Below are 21871 nucleotides of genomic sequence, written 5' to 3'. Positions count from 1 at the left end.
CCCTTGGGGCAGGGCTGGCGCGGCGCGCTCACACCTTGCGCGGCTTCGCCCGCGCCGTCGGCTCGGCGATCAGCGGATCATCCGGCCAGTAATGCTTGGGATAGCGCCCCTTCAGGTCCTTCTTCACCTCCGCATAGGTGCTGCGCCAGAAGTTGGCCAGATCCTGGGTCACCTGCACCGGCCGTTGCGCCGGCGACAACAGGTGCAGCTTCACCGCCAGCCGGCCGCCGGCGATACGCGGGGTGTCGGCCAGCCCGAACAGCTCCTGCAGGCGCACGGCGAGCACCGGCGGGAACTCGCTGTAGTCCAGGCGGATGTTCGAGCCGGACGGCACCTGCAAGGTACGCGGCGCCAGCTCGTCCAATCGTTGCGGCAGCGGCCAGGGCAGCACACTGTGGAGAATCCCGGCCAGCTCCAGGTTGGCGAAATGCGCCAGCCGCGAAACCTTGCCCAGGTACGGCAGCAGCCAGTCCTCCAGCGAGTCCAGTAGCGCGGCATCGCTGACGTCCGGCCACTCGCTTTCGCCCTTGCTCTCCAGGTCCAGTCTGCGCAGCAACGCGACCCGCGCCTGCCACTGGCGCAGCTCCGGCGTCCACGGCAGCAACTCCAGGCCCTTGCGCCGCACCAGGCCGAGCAACGCACGGCTGCGCGCTTCCTCGTCGAGCGAGGGCAAGGCTTCGCTGGCCAGCACCAGCTCGCCGACCTTGCGCTGGCGCTCGGCACGCAGCACGCCTTCGCGCTCGTCCCAGTCCAGCTCGTCGTGGACGCTGACCTGCTCGGCCAGGATCGATTCGAACAGCGCCGGCTCCAGCGCCGCCGCCAGATAGATGCGCTCCTCGCGCTGGCCCTGGCGGCTGCCGAGGTCGGCGATCACCAGCCAGGGCTCCTTCATCAGCGCGTCCGGCTCGCCGAACAGCGCGGCGCGGCCATTGGCCAGGCGGTACTCGCCGCCGCCGGCACGGCGCTGGCGGGCGATGCGGTCCGGATAGGCGAACGCCAGCAGACCGCCCAGCCAGCGCGGATGATCGGGATCGCTCACCGGCTCGCGGGCCGGGCCGCGCAAGTACCCCTTGAACTGCCGCGACAGCTGGCGCACCCGCTGCACCGTGCCACGACTGGCGCGCGGACCGTTCTGCTCGCCGGCCAGCAGGGCGATGCGGTGGTGCAGGTCGGCGTCGTTGCCGCGCAGGATGTCACGCTCGCCGAGCAGCGCGGCGAGGTCGCAGGCCAGCGCGCCCAGCCCGAGTGCGTGACCGCGCAGCAGCAGGTGCGCGATGCGCGGGTGCGCCGGCAGTTCGGCCATCGCCTGGCCGTGGGGCGTCAGGCTGCCGCCACCGGCGCGGGAAGCCAGCGCGCCCAGGCGCTCCAGCAGGTCGAGGGCCTGGGCATAAGCGGCGGCGGGCGGCAGGTCGAGCCAGGCCAGCTCCTGCGGGGCCACGCCCCAGCGCGCCAACTGCAAAGCGAGACCGGCAAGGTCGGCCTGGAGGATTTCCGCCGTGCCATAGGCCGGTAACTGCTCATGTTGCGCTTCCGACCACAGCCGGTAGCAGGCGCCCGGCTCCAGGCGCCCGGCGCGACCGGCGCGCTGGGTGGCGGAGGCGCGGGAGATGCGCTGGGTGTCCAGGCGGGTCATGCCGCTGCCCGGATCGAAGCGCGGCACCCGCGCCAGCCCGGCATCCACCACGACGCGCACGCCGTCGATGGTCAGGCTGGTCTCGGCGATATTGGTGGCCAGCACCACCTTGCGCTTGCCCGTCGGCGCCGGCTCGATGGCGGCGCGCTGGGCATCGAGATCGAGTTCGCCGTGCAGGGGGCAGATGAGGATTTCCGGGCGCCCGGCCAACGCTTCGCCCAGTTGCTCGGCGACCCGGCGAATCTCCGCCTGGCCGGGCAGGAACACCAGCAGGCTGCCAGACTCGTCGGCCAGCGCCTGCTGCACCGTCTGCACCACCCGCGGCTCGATGAACTCGCCAGTCTGCCAGGGGCGCCCCCAGCGGATATCCACCGGGAACATGCGGCCGTCGCTGCGCACCACCGGCGCCTCCTCGAGCAACGCGGACAGGCGCTCGCCGTCCAGCGTCGCCGACATCACCAACACCTTCAGCGGCGGCTCGTCGCGCAGCAGCGCGCGGCCGTTCAGCGTCAGCGCCAGGGCGAGGTCCGCGTCGAGGCTGCGCTCATGAAACTCGTCGAAGATCACCAGGCCGACGCCCTCCAGCGCCGGGTCGTCCTGCAGGCGACGGGCGAGGATGCCTTCGGTGACCACTTCGATGCGGGTCTTCGGGCCGACCCTGCTGTCCAGGCGGATGCGGTAGCCCACCGTTTCACCCACCCTCTCACCCCGTTCGGCGGCCAGGCGCTCGGCGGCGGCGCGGGCGGCAAGGCGGCGCGGCTCCAGCATCAGGATCGATTGCCCGGCCAGCCACGGCTCATCGAGCAGCGCCAGCGGCACCCGGGTGGTCTTGCCCGCGCCGGGCGGCGCTTCCAGCACCACCTCGTGGCGAGCGGCCAGGGCCTGGCGCAGCTCGGGAAGGACGCTGTCGATGGGAAGGAGGTTCATGCCGGCTCCGTGAGGTTCAAACGTCATGCCGCGGTAACCCGGCGGACGCGGGAGGCGGCGATTATACCGGGCGAACCACGAGGTCGACTCAGCAGTCTTAGAAACAGCGAGCGCCCACATAGTGCGAATCTGCCAGCAGCGCGGAGCGGCTCGTTGATATAGTTATCCGCATCATCCTCCCGGAGGTTATCCATGCGTCTCGCCACCCGTGTGTCCTGCGCGGTTCTTTGCGCCACCCTGTTCAGCCAACTGACGGCCTGCGGCACCCTGTTCTACCCCGACCGCCGCGGCCAGATCGACGGCCGCATCGACCCGGCCATCGTCGCCTTCGACGCCATCGGTCTGTTGTTCTACATCATCCCGGGCCTGATCGCCTTCGGCGTAGACTTCGCCACCGGCGCCATCTATCTGCCCGATGCCAAGTACTCGGTCGCGCCGGAAAAACTCAAGGATGCCGTGAGCGAAGACGGAAGCGTCGACAAGGCTAAACTCAAGGCGATCCTCGAGCGTGAAACCGGCCGCAGCCTGCCCCTGGACGACCCGCGTCTGATCCAGCGCAGCGGCGGTCTCCAACAACTCGCCAGCCTGGGTCTGCACCCGGAGGCTTGATATGCACGGCGCTCTCGCGACACATCTTCGGCAACTCCTGGTGTACCACCAGTGGGCCTACGAACGCATCCTGGAGGCCGTGGCGCCCCTGGATGAGACGGCCTATCGCGCGCCGCGCGGGCTGTTCTTCGGCAGCCTGCACGACACCCTCAATCACCTGGCGGTGGTCGATCGCATCTGGTTCGCCCGTGTGCAACGAGAGCCCTGGCAGTTCGAACGCCTGGACGCCGAGGCGGCGCCCGATCGCGCCGGCCTCGAGGCCTTCCTCAAGGAGGGCGTCGACGCCTGGCGGCTGTGGCTCGACAAACAGACCGACGCCACCCTCGGCAGCCAACTGGACTACCGCAACATGGCCGGCCAGGTGCACCGCCAGAGCCTGGCCAACATCGTCCAGCACCTAGTCAACCACGGCACCCACCACCGTGGCCAGATGAGCGCAGCGCTGACCGCCATCGGCCAGAAGGCGCCGCTGCTGGATTACATCTACTTCCTACCCAATCGCATGGACACATGATCACCCACGCCAGCCACTCCCAACTACTGCGGCTGGCGACCTTCGCGTCGCTCGGCGTGGCCATCACCCTGGTGGTGGCCAAGGCCATCGCCTGGTGGTTCAGCGGTTCGGTCAGCCTGCTCGCCGGCCTGACCGACTCGCTGCTCGACGGCGCCGCCTCCTTCCTCAATCTGCTGGCGGTGCACTACGCCATCCGCCCGGCGGACGACGACCACCGCTACGGCCACGGCAAGGCCGAATCCCTCTCGGGGCTGGCCCAGGCGTTGTTCATCGCGGTCAGTGCGGTGCTGGTCGGCACCCAGGCCATCGACCGCCTGCAGCACCCGCAGCCGGTGGAGGCCGCCGGCTGGGGCATCGCGGTGATGGCGCTGTCCCTGGCGCTCACCGCCGCCCTGCTGATGGTGCAGGGCTATGTGGTGAGGATCACCGGCTCCAATGCCATCCGCGCGGACTCGCTGCACTACCGCTCGGACCTGCTGCTCAACAGCAGCATCCTGGTCGCCCTGCTGCTGGCGCAATTCGGCTGGCAGCAGATGGACGCCATCTTCGGCCTGGGCATTGCGCTGTACATCCTCTGGAGTTCCTTCCAGATCGCCCGCGAATCCGTCGCGGTGCTGATGGACGAGGAACTGCCGCCGGACGTCAGCACGCGCATGCTCGAACTGGTGCGCGAGGTGCCCGGCGTGCTCGGCGCCCACGACCTGCGCACGCGGATTTCCGGCACCCACTGGTTCGTCCAGCTGCACCTGGAGCTGCCCGGCGAGCTGACGCTGTCCAAGGCGCATCGGCTGTGCGACGAAGCGGTGCTGGCGATCCACAAGGAGTTCCCGCGGGCCGAGGTGCTGGTGCACGCCGACCCGCAGGAAGTGGTGGGCAAAGAGACCATCAGTTGACGCTGTAGCCACGTCCGCTCAGGCAGGCGCCGAGGGCACGGCGGTAGTTGTCGGCGGTGTAGGCCGGGGGCGCGTAGCTGGCCGAAGCCGGGTCGAAGCCGCTCTGGCCGGCGGCCCAGCGGTGGCATTCGTAGCGGTCGCGGTTCTGCTGCTCCGGCCCCTGGCCGTACAACGGGTAGGCGACCACATCGTAGGCCGTCTGCGCCACCAGCGGTTGTTCCACGGGCGATGGCACCACCTCGTATTCCTGCGCGCCGGCCTGCCACAGGTAGTAGGTCCCGGCAGCCAGGAAATAACCGATGCTGCCGATCCACACTTGCTCGGCGTAAGGCGGCAGATAGCGCACCCGCACGCCATAGGGCGGCGTCACCACCACGTAGCGCGAGCCATACGGGCGATACCAGTAGCCGTCGTTGAAGAAGTAATCCACGCCGCGGTAAGGCACACGGTAATGCCCTGCCGGCACCCCGCCCACCACATACCCCGGACGCCAGTACGACGGGTGCGGCCCCCAGTTGCCGTGGGCCGGCGGCGGACGCCCCTGCCAGCCTCCGGGTGGCGGGCGCGAACCGCCTTGCCAACCGGGCCGGTCGGAATGATCGCCCTGCCAATGGGGAGTGTTGCCAATGGGACGGCCTTTCCATTGATCGCGGTCGCTCGGCGGGCGCATCCCCGGATTGAGATTGGTCGTGGGAGGACGCCCCAACCACTGCCCTCCGTTGTGGCCCGACGGGTTGCCCTGCCAGTCGTGATCGCCTGGGCGCCCGTGCCATTGCCCGCCGTTGCTGGCCGGTGGCCGGCCCTGCCAGTGTCCGCCATCGTTCTGTGCCGGACGCTGCTGCCAGCGACTCATGGGAAGACTCGGCCCCTCACGGGACATCGGCCCCCGTCCGCCCCCGGCATTACCGCCCTGGCTCGCGCCGGGCCGCCCCTGGGACGGGCCGTACTGATCCGGCGGGCTTGCCGCCAACGCCTGGGCAGCAATGGCCAGCGAGAGCACAGCGAACCCGGCGAACGGCCAGATGCCCGACTTCATGGACTCCTCACTTCGGCCTGGGCCGAAAACAGTGATGTGACACTGCCATAGACCACGGCGCAGGCCGCGTATTGCAAGGCGTTGAGTAAAGTCGGGGTAAAGATGGCGGAAAAATCGCGGGCAAGAAAAAAGGGAGGCTCGTCAGCCTCCCTTCGTGAATCTCGTCCTGCTCGTCGCTGTTGGCGCCGGCTCACCTCGCTCCGCCTTCTGGGCAGTGCGTAGCCCGGGGGCCGGCACGATCCGGTGGGATCGGCGGGCCGCGAAGCGCCTGATTGGGCGGATCGCTGGGGACGTAGTGTCCGGGCCGTGAATCTGGAAGAAATAGTACGGCGACAGAACAGGAAAATGATTGCTAATATTGCTCATATAGGCACAAGCATAGCAATGATTAACTAGAATTTACGAAAAAAGCGCAATTGATCTGAAATACGAGGCTTTCATGGACAAGCTGGACCGCTACGACCTGCGTATTCTCGCCGAACTGCAACGCGACGCGCGCATCTCCAACCAGGAGCTGGCCGAACGCATCGGCCTGTCGCCCTCGCCCTGCTCGCGGCGGGTCAAACAGCTGGAAGACGACGGCTACATCGTCCGCCAGGTCGCCCTGCTCGACAGCAGGAAGCTCGGCCTGAGCCTCACCGCCTTCGTCCTGATCGGCATGGACCGCCACACCCCGGAGCGCTTCGAGCACTTCCAGCAGATCATCGGCAAATGCCCGGAAGTGCTGGAATGCAGCCTGGTGACTGGGATGGACGCGGACTACCAGCTCAAGGTGATGGTGCCGGACATGGAACGCTACCAGCACTTCCTGCTGGGAACCTTGACCCGCATCGAGGGCGTCACCAGCGTGCGGTCGAGCTTCGTGCTGCGCAACGTGCTGGCCAGTACCGAACTGCCGCTGGATCACCTGCGGGTTTGATCGCAGAGTTGACGTTCTTCGCAGGAGCGAGCTCGCTCGCGAACCGCACTTCGCCGGTGCCTTGTCGCCTGTATCACGTCTTATCACGAATGGAGTCCGCTTGCGGGGTGAGGTCCGCACGGCTTTCGTACAAGTGGACTCTGTCCGCGATCCACCTGCAAACCCGGCACTACCCCGTTCGCGAGCAAGCTCGCTCCTGCAACATCTGCCGCACCTGCGACACAGCACCGCACCCCGCATACCGCCAGACCAATCCATTACCGGAAATTTCCCCGCCAGCCAGCCTCTGGCGGGATATTCAAGGGTGTTCCACCTCTCCCGCAGCAAGGTCTGATCAATTTATGAACACCCCTGATCATCAAACAACCAGATGCGTATAATGCGCGCCTTCTCCACCACCACCCTCAGCCCCGGCGTCCCTCGGACAACCCCCGCACCGGGCAGGAGCAGCAATGAACGAAAGTTTCGAAGACTGGATGATGTATGGCCTGGTGACCGGCCTGATCCTGTTCATGGCCTTCATCGTCTGGGACCTGGCGAAGAAGTCCAAGGCCGGCCGCATGGGCACCATGGTGCTGTTCTTCGCCCTGGGCCTGGGCGTGCTTGGCTTCCTGATCAAGTCCGTCGTCGTCGCGGGGCTCGAAGGCGGCTTCTGACGCCTTCTCCCGCACTCGCCCCGGCTCTCAGAGCTCGGGGCTGACGTCCCGCCACTGCCCCGGCGGCAAACCGTCCAGGCTCCACGGCCCGATCCGCACGCGTACCAGGCGCAGGGTCGGCAGGCCGACGGCCGCCGTCATTCGTCGCACCTGGCGGTTGCGGCCCTCGCGGATCACCAGCTCCAGCCAGGCCGTCGGCACCGACTTGCGGAAGCGCACCGGCGGGTTGCGCTCCCACAGCTGCGGCTCGTCCAGCCGCCGTGCCTCGGCCGGCAAGGTCGGGCCGTCATTGAGTTGCACGCCCTTGCGCAGTTGTTCGAGCTGCTCGTCGCTCGGCTCCCCTTCCACCTGCACCCAATATGTCTTGGGCAACTTGTGCCTGGGGTCGGCGATGCGCGCCTGCAGGCAGCCGTCGTTGGTCAGCAGCAACAGGCCTTCGCTGTCACGGTCCAGCCGTCCGGCAGGATAGACGCCCGGCACCTCGACGAAATCCTTCAGGGTCGCCCGGCCCTCGCTATCGTTGAATTGAGTCAGCACGTCGAACGGCTTGTTCAGCAGGATCAGCCGCGGCTGTGCCGGCGGCGCCTTGGCCACGCGGCGCGGCGCAGGGCGGGGAGCGGGACGGCGGGAAGCGGGACGAGGCGGACGGGACATGGCGAAAAGACTGGTAACCGGAGATGAGGGTAAAGCGAATGCCCGGCATGCTAGGTTGTGCCGAGCCCCCACCGCAAGAGCCTACCCATGAGCCATCCCACCTGGCTGATCACCCTGCGCAGCCTCAGCGGCCGCCTCGGCGCCCGCTACCGCGGCCCGCAGACCGCGAACTTCGACGGACAACGCTTCCACAACCTCGACCGCCAGCCGCACCACGGCCTGCGCGCCTTCCTCAAGTGGCAACGCGAGCGCGGCCGCCAGACGCCCTGGCTCGACCAGCCGGGCCCGGCCACGCGCCCGGACATACAGGCCCGGGTCAGCGGCGCGGAGCTGCGCGTCACCTACATCAACCACGCCACCCTGCTGATCCAGCATCGCGGACTGAACATCCTCACCGACCCGCTGTGGTGCAAGCGCACCAGCCCGTTCAGCTTCATCGGCCCGCGCCGCCATCACCCGCCGGGACTGGCGCTGGACGAACTGCCGCCGATCAACCTGATCCTGGTCAGCCACAACCATTACGACCATCTGGACATCGGCAGCCTGCGCGAACTGGCGCGGCGCTTCCCGGACGCCAAGGTGGTGACTGGGCTGGGCAACGGCGATCTCATCCGCGCCTGCGGCTTCACCGACATGGTGGAACTGGACTGGTGGCAGAGCCTGCCGATGCCCGAGGGCATGCTGCTCACCGGCGTACCGGCGCAGCACTGGTCGGCGCGCTCGCGACGCGACACCAACCGCACCCTGTGGCTGGGCTTCGTGCTGGAGTCGCCGGACGGCCCGGTGCTGTTCCCCGGCGATACCGGCCTGGGCGAGGAGTTCAAGCTGATGCACCAGCGCTTCGGCCCGATGCGCTTCGCCGCCCTGCCCATCGGCGCCTACGAACCGCGCTGGTTCATGCGCCACCACCACATGAACCCGGACGACGCCGTACAGGCACATCAGCAGCTCGATTCGCAGTGCAGCATGGCGATCCATTTCGGCACCTTCCGCCTGAGCGACGAAGGGCAGTTCACCCCGCTCAGCGACCTGGCAACAGCGCTGCAGCAACGTGGTGTGACGCCGGAGCGCTTCCGAGCGCCGAAGCCGGGGGAACAGTGGCTCGTTCCACTGATGCCGGACGCATCACTGTAGGTACAAGCCATCGCGAACAAAGTCCGCTACTACGGCCGGCCCTGGGTAGTAGCGGACTTTGTCCGCGATCGGTCGGCACCTGCACCGGTGCTTCAAGAGATCGCGAGCAGGCTCGCTCCTACAAGGAGGGTCAGTTCTCTCGCACCCGCTTGCTGCAGCAGTTGCGATAGCGCTTGCCGCTGTTGCACGGGCACGGCTTGTCGCCACGGCCACCCAGCTCCAGCCAGCTTTCCAGGCGCTGGCGCATGGAGTCACGGACTTCCCGGCACTCGTCGTCCAGCTGCGGTTTGCCCAGTTCGCGGCAGAGCCAGAGGTAGTCTTCCAGCAGCTCGTCACGCTCCAGCGCGTGCAGCTGTTCGGCCAGCGGCACACCTTCGTAGCGGCGCTTCGGGTCCGGCAGGAAGGCGATGGCTTCACCGCCCGGAAGCACGTTCCACAGGCGGCCCTGGGCGTCGCGCCAGCAGGCGCTGAAACGGGCGCGCAAGGCCAGCCCCGGCCACTCTTCCAGGCACCAGCCATCCACCCGTTCGCCGCCCAGGCCTGCCACCGCCTTGCCCACGGAGAACCAGGGTTCGCCAGCGATGCTGTCGGGCAGTGGGAGCGGCGCGGCGACTTCGGGCGTAGCGTTTTCCACCAGACGGCGGGCGAAACGGCGCAGCGGGTTGGTGAGGTGCGAAGGGGCGCGGAACGGCATGGGATCACCAGCGGAAAGGTCGGCGAAGGTCCGACCGGAGGGACGCGCCACGGTTCCCCGTGGTGCGAAAGGCGAGCATTCTAGGCTCGCCCGGGGCGGAGTCAACGCAGGGCGATCAATAGTCCCGCGTGGAGATCGGCTGCGCCTCGCCGCTCAGCTCGCGCAGCAGGTCGTCGAGCAGCGCGGATGCGCCGAAACGCAGGTGCTCCGGCTTGATCCAGGCGGCGCCGAAACGCTCCTCCGCGAGCGTCACGTAGACCTGCGCATCGGCCAGCGTGCGCAGTCCGCCGGAGACTTTCAAGCCGACCTTGCCGCCCTCCTCCTCGATGGTTTCGAGCATCACCCGCACGGCTTCGGGCGTGGCGTGAACCATAGTCTTGCCGGTGCTGGTCTTGAGGAAGTCAGCGCCGCCGGCAATGGCTTCACGGCAGGCCGAGCGGATCAGTTCCGGGTCGGCCAGCTCGCCGGTCTCCAGGATCACCTTGAGCCGGTGGTAAGGCCCGCACAGCGTCTTGCAGGTGCGGATCAGCTCCACTGCACCGGTCTCCTGGCCAGCCTTGAGCTTGCGCCAGGGGTAGACCAGGTCGATCTCGTCGGCGCCCTCGGCGAGAGTCTTGCGCACCTCCTCCACCACGTCGGCCAACGGCGCGTCGCCACTGGGGAAGTTGCACACACTGGCGACCCGCACATCGCGCCCGCCCAGGGTATTGAGCGTGCGCCGGGCAACATGCACCAGCTTCGGCCACACGCACACCGCCGCCACCTCGCCGTAGGGCGTCAGCGCGCGGCGGCAGAGGTCCACGGTGCTTTGCAGGTCATCGCCGGCATTCAGCGAAGTCAGGTCCAGCAGGGCGAGCACGCGGCCCGCCGGGGTCTTGCGAGGATCGGTCATCGGCAACAATCTCCATCGGCTTTCCTCAGGCTGCCAGGGCGATCACCATCGCCCCGGCAGGCGCTCCGCGCCCTGTCGCAGATCAGCGGAACGGCGGCTCGTCGAAGCTGCGCAGCTTGCGCGAGTGCAGCGAATTGAGCTGGGTGCGCAGCAGGTCGACGGCGGCGATGCCGATCGACAGGTGCTGGCTCACCGCGCGCTGGTAGAACGCGGTGGCCGCGCCGGGCAGCTTGATCTCGCTGTGCAGCGGCTTGTCCGACACGCACAGCAGCGTGCCGTAGGGCACCCGCAGGCGGTAGCCCTGGGCGGCGATGGTGCCGCTTTCCATGTCAACCGCAATGGCGCGCGCCAGGTTGATCAGCGGGCGCTCCTGGGCCCAGTGCAGCTCCCAGTTGCGGTCGTCGTAGGTCAGCACGGTGCCGGTGCGCAGGCGGCGCTTGAGCTGCTCGCCACGCTCGCCGGTGACCAGCGCGGCGGCCTCCTGCAGCGCCACCTGCACCTCGGCCAGCGCCGGGATCGGGATGTGCGGCGGCAGCACGCGGTCAAGGATGCCGTCGCGGCGCATGTAGGCGTGGGCCAGCACGTAGTCGCCGATGGTCTGCGACTGCCGCAGGCCGCCGCAGTGGCCGACCATCAGCCAGCAATGCGGACGCAGCACGGCCAGGTGGTCGGTGATGTTCTTCGCGTTGGACGGGCCTACGCCGATGTTCACCAGGGTCACGCCGTCGCCGTCCTCGGCGATCAGGTGGTAGGCCGGCATCTGGAAGCGGTGCCACTCGACACCGGCGACGATGGCATTGGCCTCGCCCTCGTCGGTACCACGCTCGATGATCACGTTGCCCGGCAGGACCATGCGCACGAAGCGCGGGTCGTCGCGCAGGCGTTCCAGGCCCAGGTGGATGAACTGGTCGACGTAGCGGTGGTAGTTGGTCAGCAGGATCCACGGCTGCACATGCCGCCAGTCGCTGCCGGTGTAGTGCACCAGGCGGCGCAGGGAAAAGTCGGTGCGCGCGGCGTGGAACAGCGCCAGCGGCATCGGGTCGGCGCCTTCCCATTCATACAGGCCGTCGGCGATGCCGTCGGAAGTGGCGGACAGGTCGGTGCTGGGGAACACTCGCGCCAGCTCCGCGGCGGTCACGCCGGAGCCGCCCAGCTCGTCGCCGCCCTCCACCACGTAGGGATAGGGGATGTTCTGCTGGCTGATGCCGACCTCCACCCGCACGGTGAAGTCATCCATCAGCGGGCGCAGTTGCTCCAGCAGGTATTTGCGGAAGGCCTTGGGCTGGGTGATGGTCACCGCATAGGTACCGGGCACCTGGACCTTGGCGTAGGCGCGGGTGGTGGACGGCACCTCGCCCTGGCACAGGTAGACCACCCGCAATTCCGGGTAGCGGAACAGGCTGCGCTGCTCGGCGTCGGGCACCGTGCGCTCCTTCAGGTAGCGCTTGAGCGCCTGGTTCAGGGCGCCGGTGGCTCGCTCGTGCAACACGGCCAGTTGATCGACGGCCTCTTCGGCGGTCTGGGCGACGAAGAACTCGTCACCAGTCGTAAGACTCATGGTGGGCATCCTGTCTGAACGATCAGCTCCATCTTGCCTGCTTCCGTCACAGAAAGGGATGACAGATTCCGAACCGGCAAGACGAGCGGAAGAGTTGAAGAAAGCCTATGACAGAATCCGCGACCGCGAGTGCGGATGACAGCCGGAATGAAGCGACTGCATTCCATTTTCGTATATCGCTTGTCGGGCCGTCCCAAGCTGCTGGAAGTGCCTTGTTCACCCTCCTGAGCAGGATGGCATCCCGGATAGCGCGCTCAGGCGTGCTGCTCGATGTACTCACTCAACGCCCGGCGCGTCAGGTCGTTCAACGTGATGTTCTGCTGGATGGCGGCGATGCTCGCCGCCATGTGCAGTTCGTGGCCTACGCGTACGTTGAAGGAGCCCTTGCAGGGGATTTCCGGCTCGACGCCCCTGACAGCGCAATCAGCCAGGTAGTCGTCGACCGCTGCCCTGAACGAGCCGGCCAGCTCGGCGACGGTGTCGCCTTCGTAATTGATCAGGGCGCGGATGAACAGCAGCTTGCCGAACAGGCAGTTGTCTTCCGGGCTGGCCTCGATGGACCCGTAATAGCCGCGGTGCTGCAGCAGGTTGTTCATCGTATCAGTCCTCCGCTTTTCAGGTGCTCGATCACCTGGCGCCTGGCATAGGCCTTCAATTCGTTGCCGGGATGGGGCTTGTGCAGATTGATCATCGCGCAAGGATCGCCGTTGTCGAACTTGACCCGGCTTCCATCGCCTTCGAGCTTGCGATAACCCAGCCCACCCAGCAGCACAACCAACTCCTGCCAGGTGAACACAGCCTGCCTGTTCAGCAGTTTGGCCAGCAGCTTCTCGTGCTGAGACATACCCTCTCCCAGCTGCAACTAATTTTAGTTGCAGCTATAGACCAAGGCAATCTCAACACTGAGCTGCCCGCACCGAAAGGAAGACCTGCGAGGCTCATCCCGGTCCCGGCGAAGAACACTCCTCCTGCAACCTATTGATCGACCAGCGACGGTTCAACCCGAAAACTTCTACTGAAATTTCCTCACACCAGATGCGGCGTCGCCCGCGCCACTAGCGCTTCCACATTCACCCCGCGCGGCAGGGTGCCGTAGACGCGGCCGCCATCGTCCAGGCGGCTGGCGATGAAGGCGTCGGAGACCACCGAGTTGCCCGCTTCCAGCAGCAGCTTGGCCTGCAGGGCGATGGCGACGTTCTCGGTGAGCTGGCGGGCTCGGTACTGGATGTCCTGGGTGTCGGCGAAGGAAGCCTTGAGGTTGCCGATGAACGACGCCAGACGCGCGTCGCCGTGGCCGTCGCCGAGTTCGCTGAACAGCGCGTCGAGCACGCCGGGTTCCTTCGACAGGGCACGCAGCACGTCCAGGCACTGCACGTTGCCCGAGCCTTCCCAGGTGGAGTTGACCGGCGCTTCGCGGTACAGGCGCGGGAGGATGGTGTCCTCGACGTAGCCGGCGCCGCCCAGGCATTCGGCGGCCTCGTTGATCATCGCGGGGGCGCGTTTGCAGATCCAGTACTTGCCCACGGCGGTGACCAGGCGGGCGAACTTGTCCTCCTGCTCGTCGTGCAGATTGTCCAGGGCGCGGCCCATGCGCATGGTCAGGGCCAGCGCGGCTTCGCTTTCCAGGGCGAGGTCGGCCAGCACGTTCTGCATCAGCGGCTGTTCGGCCAGCACGCGGCCGCCGACCTGGCGGTAGGCGCAGTGGTGCGCAGCCTGGGTCAGCGCCTGGCGCATCAGCGAGCTGGAGCCGACCATGCAGTCGAAGCGGGTCATGGCGACCATTTCGATGATGGTCGGTACGCCGCGGCCTTCCTCGCCGACCATCCAGGCCAGCGCACCGCGGTATTCCACTTCGCTGGAGGCGTTGGACCAGTTGCCCAGCTTGTTCTTCAGGCGCTGGATGTAGAACTCGTTGCGGCTGCCGTCCGGACGGTGGCGCGGCAGCAGGAAGCAGGTCAGGCCCTTGTCGGTGTAGGCCAGGGTGAGGAAGGCGTCGCACATGGGCGCCGAGCAGAACCACTTGTGGCCGACCAACTCGTAGGCCTGGCCCGGCCCGGGGATGCCGACCGGGTAGGCGCGCGTGGTGTTGGCGCGTACGTCGGTGCCGCCCTGCTTCTCGGTCATGGCCATGCCGATGGTGGCGCCGGACTTCTGCTCGATGGGCAGGTTGCGCGGGTCGTATTCGGTGGAGAGGATCTTCGGCAGCCATTTCTCGGCGAGGTCCGGCTGCAGGCGCAGGGCGGGCACGCTGGCGAAGGTCATGGTCAGCGGGCAGCCGGTGCCGGCCTCGGCCTGGCTGTGCAGGTAGCTCAGGCCCGCACGGGCGACGTGGGCGCCGGCACGCGGGTCGGTCCAGGGCATGGAGGGCAGGCCGGTCTCGATGGCCGCGCGCATCAGTTCGTGGTAGGCCGGGTGGAACTCCACGAGGTCGACGCGGTGGCCGAAGCGGTCGTGGGACTTGAACACCGGCTTGTTCTCGTTGGCGAGGAAGCCCGCCGCCATCAGCGGCCCGCCGGCCAGCGCGCCATAGGCGTCGAGCTTCTGCTCGGCCCAGCCGCCGCCGTAGCGGCGCACCCATTCCTGCAGCGGTAGGTCGACGCGATAGAGGTTGGCGCCGTCCAGCGGCGGTACCTGGTTGGTCACTTCGTGGGTTTCGGCGTACTGGTGCGGGATCATGGCTGGTCCTCCATAACGGGCGTGGGTTGGGCAGGCTTGGGCAAAGCAGCAGGGAACGCACCGACGGCGCGCAGGCAGAAACTGGCGAGGGCGTCGCTGACGTCCTCCAGGGAAACGCCGGAATGACCGGCATCCCGCGCGGCGCGGGCCGGCGGCGAAAGCGGGCCGATCAGGGCCTCGGCGATGGCGCCGACCAGGCAGGCGGCGGTCAGCTGCACCGGCTGGGGCTGGAATTCGCCGGATGCGATGCCTTGCTCCAGCAGGGTAACGAACAGCGCGGCGTAGGCTTCGCGGTAGATCAGGCGCTGCTCGTCGACTTCCGGGGCGACCGGCTCGGCGATCAGCGCGAAGGCCAGCTGACGGCTGCCCCAGGCGCGGGCGGCAAACTGCTGCAGGCCCAGGTTCAGTCGTTCGGAAGCGCTGCCGGGAGCTTTCAGCAGCGTGCCGAGGATATCGACCTCGCGCTGGCTGGCGCGGGCGAAAACCTCGGCGGCCAGCTCGCCCTTGCCGCTGAAGTGCCGATAGAGGCTGCCGGTGGCGATGCCGGCGGCGTCCGCCAGGCTCTGCATGGTCAGGGCGGAAAAACCGCCGTCGGCCACCCGCGCCAGCGCCAGTTCGAGGATGCGCTCGCGCAGTTCGCCGTCCTTTTGCAGCCGTGCTGGGGAGTGTCGGTAAGCCATGATCTGAATCCGGATTCACTGCATGAAATTCAGTGAATCACGGTTCAGACCTTTGCCGAAAGGGACATTCCCGCCACGGGCGGAGCGATTCTGGCCAAACCGCCACCGCCGCACGGCGGGACAACAGAGGCGGATTACCAGAGCGGCATCTGGTAGCTGACGATCACCCGCGTTTCGTCGATATCGTTGCCGAAGTCGCTGCGGAAGGCGCCGTTGCGCACCTTGAAGCCGAGGTTCTTCAGCGGGCCGTTCTGCACTACATAGCCGATATCGGTGTCGCGCTCCCACTCCTTGCCGCGCCCCTGGCCGTTCAGCAGGTCGATGTGGTCGCCCTGCAGGTAGCGGGTCATGAAGGTCAGGCCGGGCAGGCCGAGGCCGGCGAAGTCGTAGTCGTAGCGCGCCTGCCAGGAGCGTTCGTCCTTGTTGGCGAAGTCGCCGATCTGCACGAAGTTGGTCAGGTACGGGTCGGTGCCGCTGAGGTAGGCGAAACCGGTGTCGCCGGACATGCGCTGGTAACCGACGCCGAAACCGCTGCCGCCGATGCGGTAGGTGAACAGCGCATTGAGCGCGCGGTTGTCGACATTGCTGCCGCCGTCATCGGTGGAGCGCGCCCAGCGGATATCCGACTTGAGCGACTGGCCCTCGGTGATCGGCAGGGTGTGCACCACGCTCAGGTAGTGCTGGCGGTAGAAGTTTTCCAGGCCGCCGTAGTGGTAGCTGGTGCTGAGGTTGTCGGTCCAGCGGTAGGTGCCGCCGGCGAGGTTGAAGCGGTCGCTGCTGGTGTGGCTGCCAAGCACGATGTTGCGCTTGTTGCCACGGGTCATCGACAGGTCTTCGTCGTTGGTCGAGTCGCGCTGCTTGACCTGGCGCAGCTGGCCGAGCTGGGCGCTGAGGCCGTCGATCTCGTTGATCTCGGCGAGCCCACCCTGGAAGGTCTGCGGGGCCAGGCGGGTGTCGTTGTACTGCACCACCGGCAGCTTGGGCAGCAGGGTGCCGACCTTCAGGGTGCTCTTCGAGGCGCGCAGCTTGGCCGTCACGCCGAGGGAGCTGTAGTCATCGGCGGCGCGCTTGTCGCTGGCCGAGTACGGCAGCAGGCCGGAGCCGCTGCGATCAGGGCTGGAGTCCAGTTTGATCCCCAGCAAACCGAGGGCATCGACGCCCACGCCAAGCGTGCCTTCGGTGTAGCCCGACTCGAAGCGCAGCAGGAAACCCTGCGCCCACTCCTCGGATTTCGATTGCGCGGCACCGCTCTGGCGGTAGTCGCGGTTGAAGTAGAAATTGCGCAGCTCCAGGTTCGCCTTGCTGTCCGCGATGAAGTCCGCGTGGGCGAACAGGGGCAGGCAGGCGATGCTCGAAACGAGCGCCCGTACGGGAAGACTTTTCATTGTTGTTGTCTCTTCGTCAGGTGAGGTGAAGGCGGCGCCGCTCCTGAAGGCGCCGCGCTCGGGATCAATCGGAGAGCAGGCCCTCCAGTCGCTGGCGGATCAGCTGGCGCGCCTGCTCGACGATGTCGCGCAGCAGTTCCTCGCAGCTGGGTTCGTCATCGATCAGGCCCTGGACCATGCCCGCCGACCAGATTCCCAGGTCGGTGTCGCCCTGCTCGTAGACGGTGCGCCCGCGCAGGCCGCTGACCAGCGTGGCGATGTCGGCGTAGGTGGCGTTGCCGCGCGCCTCGATGGCCAGCACTTCCTGGCTGATGGCGTTGCGCGCGACCCGCGCACTGTTGCGCAACGAACGCATGATCACGTCCGTGGAGCGCTCGTCCGCCGCGCGGATGGCGGCCTTGACCTGCGGATGGATCGGGCACTCGCGGGTGCTGAGGAAGCGCGTGCCCATGTTGATCGCATCGGCCCCCAGCGCCAGCGCCGCGACCAATCCGCGCCCGTCGGCGAAACCACCGGAAGCGATGATCGGCACGCTCAGCCGATTGGCCGCCGCGGGCAGCAGCACCAGGCCGGGAATGTCGTCCTCGCCCGGATGGCCGGCGCACTCGAAGCCGTCGATGGACACCGCGTCCACGCCCAGTTGCTCGGCCTTGAGCGCATGGCGCACGGCGGTGCATTTGTGGATGACCTTGATCCCGTGCTGGCGGAACTCGGCGATGTGCTCGCCGGGATTGTTGCCGGCGGTTTCGACCACGCCGATGCCGCCCTCGATGATCGCCGCGCGGTACTCCGCGTAGGGGATCGGCTTCTGCGTCGGCAGCAGCGTGAGGTTCACGCCGAAGGGCTTGTCGGTGAGCTCGCGACAACGCGCGATCTCATCGGCCAGTGCTTGCGGGGTCGGCTGGGTCAGCGCCGAGAGCGTCGCCAGCCCGCCGGCGTTGGCCACCGCCGCGGCCATCTCGGCGCGCCCCACCCACTGCATGCCGCCCTGCATGATCGGGTGTTCGACGCCGAAGGTTTCGGTGAATCGGGTCTTGAACATGCGCCTGTCCTCCGGCGGTTCAGATCGGGTCCCAGGAGAACACGTCCGGGCTGCGCGCCAGGTCCATGAAGCTGCCGCGCAGCGCGGGCATGCCGTGCTCGGCGATGCTCTGCGGGGTCCAGCCGTTGTCGCTGTGCACGCTGCGCAGCGGACGGCTCTGGCTCATCAGGAAGATCTCGTGGTTGCGCGCGGCGAACACCTGGCCGTTGACCGCACTGGCTGCATCGGAAGCGAGGTACACGGCCAGCGGCGCGTTCTTGTCAGGGGTCATGCGCTGCAGGTTTTCCACCCGCGCCTTCTGCTCCGGCGTCTCGGCCGGGATCGAGTCGGTCATGCGGCTCCAGGCGAAGGGCGCGATGCAGTTGGAGCGCACGTTGTAGCGCTGCATGTCGAGGGCGATGGACTTGCTCAGGGCGACGATGCCCAGCTTGGCCGCCGAGTAGTTGGCCTGGCCGAAGTTGCCGATCAGCCCCGAGGTGCTGGTCATGTGCACGAAGGCGCCGCTGTTCTGCGCGCGGAAGTGCTCGGCGGCGGCGCGGCTGACGAAGAAGCTGCCGTTGAGGTGCACGTTGATCACCGACAGCCAGTCCTCGGCGCTCATCTTGTGGAAGATGGTGTCGCGCAGGATGCCGGCGTTGTTCACCACGATGTCGACGCGGCCGAAGGCGTCGATGGCGCTGGAGACGATGCGCCGGGCGCTGTCCCAGTCCGACACGCTGTCGGTGTTGATGGCGCCGTCGCCGCCACGCTGGCGGATCAGCCCGAGGGTTTCCTCGGCCGGGGAAGCCGAGCCGCCCTCGCCCTGCAGGGACACGCCGATATCGTTGATCAGCACCCGCGCGCCGCTGTCGGCCAGGGCCAGGGCGATCTCGCGGCCGATGCCGCCACCGGCGCCGGTGACGATCGCTACCTTGCCTTCGTTGAGTCGTTGGGTCATCGCTAATTCCTTACTGTTCGTTCAATCAGGGAGTTCGTTGCGCGCAGATCAGCTCGGCAGGCCGAGCACGGCCTTGGCCAGGATGTTGCGCTGGATCTCGTTGGTGCCGCCGTAGATGGTGGTAGGCCGCGACTGGATGAAGATGCCCGCCGGGTGCAGCTCGGGATCGTCGGCGAAGGGGTTCTGCAGCGCCGAATCCGCCCCGGCGATCTCCAGCCCCAGTTCGCTGATGCGCTGGTACAGCTCGGACTGGTGGATCTTCAGCAGGGAGACGTCCGGGCCCAGTTCCTCGCCGCGCCGCAGGCGTTCGGCGAAGCGTTCGTAGAGCGCCTTGTGGCAGTCCAGGTCCATGCTCAGCGCGGCGAAGCGCTGGGCGAACACCGGGTCGTCCCACAGGCCCTGGTGACGGGCCAGGCGCACCAGGCGTTCGAGGGCGAAGGTGGCCTGCTTGGGCGAGCCGAGGAAGATGCGCTCGAAGCCGAGCAGCGCCTTGGCCATGCCCCAGCCGTGATTCACCGCGCCGACGAGGTTTTCCTGCGGTACGCGCACGTCGTTGAAAAAGACTTCGCAGAACTCGCCCTGCAATTCCAGGTTGAGGATCGGCCGCACCTCGACGCCGGGGCTGTCCATCGGCACCAGCAGGAAGCTGATGCCCTGCTGCGCCTTGGCGCTGCGCTCGGTGCGCGCCAGCACGAAGATCCAGTTGGCCTCGGTGCCCATGGTGGTCCAGGTCTTCTGGCCGTTGATCACCCACTCGCCGTCACGCAGCACTGCCTCGGTGCGCAGGCTGGCGAGGTCGGAGCCGGCGTTGGGTTCGCTGTAGCCCTGGCACCAGATGTCCTCGCCGCTGAGGATGCGCGGCAGGAAGCGCTCGCGCTGGGCGTCGCTGCCGTAGCGGATCAGCAGCGGGCCGAGCATGGTGATGCCGCTGTCGGGCAGGCGCGCGCAGCCGTAGTTCTCCATCTCTTCGATCATGATCAGCTGCTTGCCGGCTGCGAGGCCCATGCCGCCGAACTGCACCGGCCAGCCGGGGCACAGCCAACCCTGTTTCGACAGTGCCTGGTACCACTCCCAGGTGTCGTCGCGGCCCAGGCGGTGGGCCGGGTTGCGGATGCGCTGCGGGTAGTTGGCGGCGACCCAGTCGCGCACCAGCCGGCGGAACTCGCCATCTTCGAGGGCGTTGTAATCGGTCATTTCAATGTCCTCGGCTCACTGGCCTTTGAAAGAGGGCGAACGTTTATCGAGGAAGGCCGCCTTGCCTTCGGCATGGTCGGCGCTGAGGAACAGCTGGCTCTGGAAATCGCCTTCGCGTTCGAGCAGCAGCTCCAGGCCGTCGGCCAGCAGGGCCTTGGTCAAGGCCAGCGGCAGCGGCGCCTGTTGCTCCACTTTCGCGGCCAGCGCGAGGGCCGCGTCCAGCGCGGCTCCCGGTGCGCAGAGCTGGTCCACCAGGCCGATGCGCAGCGCTTCCTCGGCTTCGATGACCTGGCCGAACATCAGCACCTGCCGCGCGCGGCCGACACCGATACGCGCCGGCAGGGTGTGCAGCTGGCCGAGATCGGCGAGCAGCCCGACTTTGCCGAAACCGGCGGCGAAGCGCGCCGTGCCGCCGCACACCAGGCTGTCGCAGGCCAGCGCCACCGACAGCCCGGCGCCCACCGCCCAGCCCTCGATGGCGGCGATGATCGGCTTGCCCATGCGCAGCATCTGGCGGATCAGCTCGGCATTCTTCTGCATGCGCACGCGGCCGGTATTCAGGTCGGTGACATTCATGTCGCTGAGGTCGCCGCCGGCGCTGAACACTTCCGCCGAACCGGTGAGCACCACGCTGCGCACGTTGGGGTCGGCGTCCGCTTCACGCAGCGCATCGAGCAGCGTCATGCGCAGTGCGAATGGCAACGCATTGCGCCGCGCCGGATTGTTGAAGCGCAGCAGACGCACCGAGCCGTGGGTTTCCTGCAGCAGCATCTCGCTCATCACGCCACCTCCGCATGCAGCAGGGCGATGTAGCGCGCCCGGTGGAAGGCCAGCGAGCCCTGGCTGTTGAGCAGCACCATGGCGCGGCGCAGGAACAGGCCGATGTCGGCCTCGTCGGTGTAGCCGATGCCGCCGTGCAGCTGGATCGCCTGGCGGGTCACCAGCATGGCCGCTTCGGCGGCGCGCACCTTGGCGGTGGACACCAGGCGCTGCACCTGTGCGACCGGCGCGCCTTCGTCCAGCGCGGTGGCCGCTTCGCCGACGATGGCGCGGGCCAGTTCGATCTGCAGTTTCAGGTCGACCATGCGGTGCTGCAGCGACTGGAAGCTGCCGATCTCGCGGCCGAACTGGCGGCGCACGCCGAGGTAGTCGCGGGTCTGTTCGAAGGCCGCATCCATCAGGCCGACCAGGTAGGCGGCGCAGGCCAGTGCCGACTCGTCGAGGGCAGCAGGCGCGGCGTCGACGAATTGCGCGGGCGTGCCATCGAAGCGCAGGCGCGCCAGGTGGCCGCCGTCCTGGGTCGGTTCCTGGTGAACGCTCAGGCCCTCGGCATTGTGCTGCACCAGGGCGAGGCCGGTGTTGCAGGCAACCAGCCAGGCATCGGCGGCAGCACCCAGGGCAACGTGGGCGATCTCGCCGCGCAACTGACCGTCGCAAAGCACCGGCAGCGCAGCGCCGGCTTCGTAGCCGATGCCAGCGGGCAGGATCAGTCGCTCGCCGGCCAGCAGCGCGTCGCGCTCGGCGGCGGGCAGCAAGGGAGCGACCAGGCTCGCCTCGATCAGCGGTTCGGGCAGCAGGCCGCGCCCGAGCTCTTCCAGCAGCGCGGTGTACTCGCCCATCCCCAGCCCGCTGCCGCCCAGTTCTTCGGCAAGGCGCAGGCCCGGCCAGCCCATGGCGCAGACCTCGGCCCAGGCGTCGCGGTCGATACCAGACTGCTGGAAGCGCAGGCGGCGCACCCGGCTCAAATCGCCGCCACGCGGCACCAGGGAGGCGGCGCTGTCACGGATCATCCGCAGGCGCTCTTCGCGCTCCTCGGCCATCGCGGTGTTGTCGGTCAT

Annotated in this window: 22 protein-coding genes; 6 read left to right on the top strand and 16 right to left on the bottom strand. The window is 67.7% G+C overall.

All coding sequences use genetic code 11. The features are described from left to right. Nucleotides 1-28: 28 nt before the first annotated feature. Nucleotides 29-2560, bottom strand: coding sequence for an ATP-dependent helicase HrpB (gene hrpB / locus H681_RS03620; protein ID WP_015475475.1), 2532 nt, complete (start codon nt 2558-2560; stop codon nt 29-31). Between the two features lie 192 nt (nt 2561-2752). Here hrpB and H681_RS03615 point away from each other — a divergent pair, with 192 nt between their 5' ends. The 3 genes from H681_RS03615 to H681_RS03605 are packed head-to-tail and all read left to right on the top strand — an operon-like array spanning nt 2753 to nt 4576. Next, nucleotides 2753-3169, top strand: coding sequence for a hypothetical protein (locus tag H681_RS03615; protein WP_015475474.1), 417 nt, complete (start codon nt 2753-2755; stop codon nt 3167-3169). Between the two features lies 1 nt (nt 3170). Further along, a complete protein-coding gene (locus tag H681_RS03610; protein ID WP_015475473.1) occupies nt 3171-3683 on the top strand; it encodes a DinB family protein in 513 nt (170 codons plus the stop codon). Next, the gene (locus H681_RS03605) at nt 3680-4576 is read left to right on the top strand and encodes a cation diffusion facilitator family transporter (RefSeq protein ID WP_015475472.1); all 897 of its coding nucleotides are present in this window, start codon (nt 3680-3682) and stop codon (nt 4574-4576) included. The genes H681_RS03610 and H681_RS03605 overlap by 4 nt, the downstream gene beginning before the upstream one ends. On the opposite strand, the gene H681_RS26605 is transcribed toward H681_RS03605, so the two are convergent. Continuing rightward, nucleotides 4569-5429, bottom strand: coding sequence for a DUF6515 family protein (locus tag H681_RS26605; RefSeq protein WP_236620505.1), 861 nt, complete (start codon nt 5427-5429; stop codon nt 4569-4571). The two genes, H681_RS03605 and H681_RS26605, sit on opposite strands and share 8 nt — an antisense overlap. Nucleotides 5430-6051: 622 nt before the next feature. Here H681_RS26605 and H681_RS03595 point away from each other — a divergent pair. Beyond that, nucleotides 6052-6531, top strand: coding sequence for an Lrp/AsnC family transcriptional regulator (locus H681_RS03595; protein WP_015475470.1), 480 nt, complete (start codon nt 6052-6054; stop codon nt 6529-6531). 452 nt (nt 6532-6983) lie between these two features. Then, a complete protein-coding gene (locus H681_RS03590; RefSeq protein ID WP_015475469.1) occupies nt 6984-7187 on the top strand; it encodes a DUF2788 domain-containing protein in 204 nt (67 codons plus the stop codon). Nucleotides 7188-7214: 27 nt separating this feature from the next. Here H681_RS03590 and H681_RS03585 read toward each other — a convergent pair whose 3' ends face one another. Beyond that, nucleotides 7215-7781 carry a pseudouridine synthase gene (locus tag H681_RS03585; RefSeq protein WP_015475468.1) on the bottom strand — a complete coding sequence of 189 codons (567 nt, stop codon included), beginning with the start codon at nt 7779-7781 and terminating at the stop codon, nt 7215-7217. Between the two features lie 147 nt (nt 7782-7928). On the opposite strand from H681_RS03585, the gene H681_RS03580 reads away from it, so the two are divergent. Beyond that, nucleotides 7929-8975 carry an MBL fold metallo-hydrolase gene (locus tag H681_RS03580; protein ID WP_015475467.1) on the top strand — a complete coding sequence of 349 codons (1047 nt, stop codon included), beginning with the start codon at nt 7929-7931 and terminating at the stop codon, nt 8973-8975. A gap of 130 nt (nt 8976-9105) precedes the next feature. Here the strand turns inward: H681_RS03580 and H681_RS03575 are convergent, their stop codons facing one another. The 13 genes from H681_RS03575 to H681_RS03515 form a co-directional block, all read right to left on the bottom strand. Continuing rightward, nucleotides 9106-9669, bottom strand: coding sequence for an SEC-C metal-binding protein (locus tag H681_RS03575; protein WP_015475466.1), 564 nt, complete (start codon nt 9667-9669; stop codon nt 9106-9108). Between the two features lie 115 nt (nt 9670-9784). Continuing rightward, on the bottom strand, nt 9785-10561 hold the full coding sequence (gene deoC, locus H681_RS03570) for a deoxyribose-phosphate aldolase (RefSeq protein WP_015475465.1): 777 nt from the start codon (nt 10559-10561) through the stop codon (nt 9785-9787). Nucleotides 10562-10643: 82 nt separating this feature from the next. After that, complete coding sequence (amn, locus tag H681_RS03565) at nt 10644-12128, bottom strand: AMP nucleosidase (protein ID WP_442961250.1); 1485 nt, start codon at nt 12126-12128, stop codon at nt 10644-10646. 245 nt (nt 12129-12373) lie between these two features. Continuing rightward, nucleotides 12374-12715 (bottom strand): type II toxin-antitoxin system HicB family antitoxin, encoded by a 342-nt coding sequence (locus H681_RS03560; protein ID WP_015475463.1) that lies wholly within the window; start codon nt 12713-12715, stop codon nt 12374-12376. Beyond that, a complete protein-coding gene (locus H681_RS03555; protein WP_015475462.1) occupies nt 12712-12963 on the bottom strand; it encodes a type II toxin-antitoxin system HicA family toxin in 252 nt (83 codons plus the stop codon). The genes H681_RS03560 and H681_RS03555 overlap by 4 nt, the downstream gene beginning before the upstream one ends. A gap of 182 nt (nt 12964-13145) precedes the next feature. Further along, nucleotides 13146-14795: an acyl-CoA dehydrogenase family protein gene (locus H681_RS03550; RefSeq protein WP_015475461.1), complete on the bottom strand. Its 1650-nt coding sequence runs from the start codon at nt 14793-14795 to the stop codon at nt 13146-13148. Next, on the bottom strand, nt 14792-15475 hold the full coding sequence (locus tag H681_RS03545) for a TetR/AcrR family transcriptional regulator (RefSeq protein ID WP_015475460.1): 684 nt from the start codon (nt 15473-15475) through the stop codon (nt 14792-14794). Before H681_RS03545 ends, H681_RS03550 begins: the two co-directional genes overlap by 4 nt. A 134-nt stretch (nt 15476-15609) precedes the next feature. Further along, a complete protein-coding gene (locus H681_RS03540) occupies nt 15610-16860 on the bottom strand; it encodes an OprD family porin (RefSeq protein ID WP_015475459.1) in 1251 nt (416 codons plus the stop codon). Nucleotides 16861-16924: 64 nt separating this feature from the next. Further along, nucleotides 16925-17902 carry an NADH:ubiquinone reductase gene (locus tag H681_RS03535; protein WP_015475458.1) on the bottom strand — a complete coding sequence of 326 codons (978 nt, stop codon included), beginning with the start codon at nt 17900-17902 and terminating at the stop codon, nt 16925-16927. Between the two features lie 19 nt (nt 17903-17921). Beyond that, on the bottom strand, nt 17922-18839 hold the full coding sequence (locus H681_RS03530; RefSeq protein ID WP_015475457.1) for an SDR family NAD(P)-dependent oxidoreductase: 918 nt from the start codon (nt 18837-18839) through the stop codon (nt 17922-17924). Between the two features lie 48 nt (nt 18840-18887). Next, the gene (locus H681_RS03525; protein WP_015475456.1) at nt 18888-20033 is read right to left on the bottom strand and encodes an acyl-CoA dehydrogenase family protein; all 1146 of its coding nucleotides are present in this window, start codon (nt 20031-20033) and stop codon (nt 18888-18890) included. A 15-nt stretch (nt 20034-20048) separates the two neighbouring features. Beyond that, the gene (locus H681_RS03520; protein ID WP_157883369.1) at nt 20049-20804 is read right to left on the bottom strand and encodes an enoyl-CoA hydratase/isomerase family protein; all 756 of its coding nucleotides are present in this window, start codon (nt 20802-20804) and stop codon (nt 20049-20051) included. Between the two features lie 8 nt (nt 20805-20812). Beyond that, the gene (locus H681_RS03515) at nt 20813-21871 is read right to left on the bottom strand and encodes an acyl-CoA dehydrogenase family protein (RefSeq protein ID WP_015475454.1); all 1059 of its coding nucleotides are present in this window, start codon (nt 21869-21871) and stop codon (nt 20813-20815) included.

This window comes from Pseudomonas sp. ATCC 13867 (genome assembly GCF_000349845.1).
Classification (GTDB): domain Bacteria; phylum Pseudomonadota; class Gammaproteobacteria; order Pseudomonadales; family Pseudomonadaceae; genus Pseudomonas.
Note: the sequence above shows the minus strand (reverse complement) of the source record. Positions and strands in the feature narration are given on the sequence as shown.

Bases quoted from the DNA above. Each gene is read 5' to 3' on its own strand.
- H681_RS03590 (WP_015475469.1), top strand. From the start codon at position 6,984: ATGAACGAAAGTTTCGAAGACTGGATGATGTATGGCCTGGTGACCGGC.
- H681_RS03550 (WP_015475461.1), bottom strand. From the start codon at position 14,795: ATGATCCCGCACCAGTACGCCGAAACCCACGAAGTGACCAACCAGGTA.
- H681_RS03545 (WP_015475460.1), bottom strand. From the start codon at position 15,475: ATGGCTTACCGACACTCCCCAGCACGGCTGCAAAAGGACGGCGAACTG.
- hrpB (WP_015475475.1), bottom strand. From the start codon at position 2,560: ATGAACCTCCTTCCCATCGACAGCGTCCTTCCCGAGCTGCGCCAGGCC.
- H681_RS03575 (WP_015475466.1), bottom strand. From the start codon at position 9,669: ATGCCGTTCCGCGCCCCTTCGCACCTCACCAACCCGCTGCGCCGTTTC.
- H681_RS03520 (WP_157883369.1), bottom strand. From the start codon at position 20,804: ATGCTGCTGCAGGAAACCCACGGCTCGGTGCGTCTGCTGCGCTTCAAC.
- H681_RS03515 (WP_015475454.1), bottom strand. From the start codon at position 21,871: ATGACCGACAACACCGCGATGGCCGAGGAGCGCGAAGAGCGCCTGCGG.
- H681_RS03530 (WP_015475457.1), bottom strand. From the start codon at position 18,839: ATGACCCAACGACTCAACGAAGGCAAGGTAGCGATCGTCACCGGCGCC.
- H681_RS03615 (WP_015475474.1), top strand. From the start codon at position 2,753: ATGCGTCTCGCCACCCGTGTGTCCTGCGCGGTTCTTTGCGCCACCCTG.
- H681_RS03605 (WP_015475472.1), top strand. From the start codon at position 3,680: ATGATCACCCACGCCAGCCACTCCCAACTACTGCGGCTGGCGACCTTC.
- H681_RS03535 (WP_015475458.1), bottom strand. From the start codon at position 17,902: ATGTTCAAGACCCGATTCACCGAAACCTTCGGCGTCGAACACCCGATC.
- H681_RS03580 (WP_015475467.1), top strand. From the start codon at position 7,929: ATGAGCCATCCCACCTGGCTGATCACCCTGCGCAGCCTCAGCGGCCGC.
- H681_RS03555 (WP_015475462.1), bottom strand. From the start codon at position 12,963: ATGTCTCAGCACGAGAAGCTGCTGGCCAAACTGCTGAACAGGCAGGCT.
- H681_RS26605 (WP_236620505.1), bottom strand. From the start codon at position 5,429: ATGAGTCGCTGGCAGCAGCGTCCGGCACAGAACGATGGCGGACACTGG.
- H681_RS03610 (WP_015475473.1), top strand. From the start codon at position 3,171: ATGCACGGCGCTCTCGCGACACATCTTCGGCAACTCCTGGTGTACCAC.
- H681_RS03595 (WP_015475470.1), top strand. From the start codon at position 6,052: ATGGACAAGCTGGACCGCTACGACCTGCGTATTCTCGCCGAACTGCAA.
- H681_RS03560 (WP_015475463.1), bottom strand. From the start codon at position 12,715: ATGAACAACCTGCTGCAGCACCGCGGCTATTACGGGTCCATCGAGGCC.
- amn (WP_442961250.1), bottom strand. From the start codon at position 12,128: ATGCCCACCATGAGTCTTACGACTGGTGACGAGTTCTTCGTCGCCCAG.
- H681_RS03525 (WP_015475456.1), bottom strand. From the start codon at position 20,033: ATGACCGATTACAACGCCCTCGAAGATGGCGAGTTCCGCCGGCTGGTG.
- deoC (WP_015475465.1), bottom strand. From the start codon at position 10,561: ATGACCGATCCTCGCAAGACCCCGGCGGGCCGCGTGCTCGCCCTGCTG.
- H681_RS03540 (WP_015475459.1), bottom strand. From the start codon at position 16,860: ATGAAAAGTCTTCCCGTACGGGCGCTCGTTTCGAGCATCGCCTGCCTG.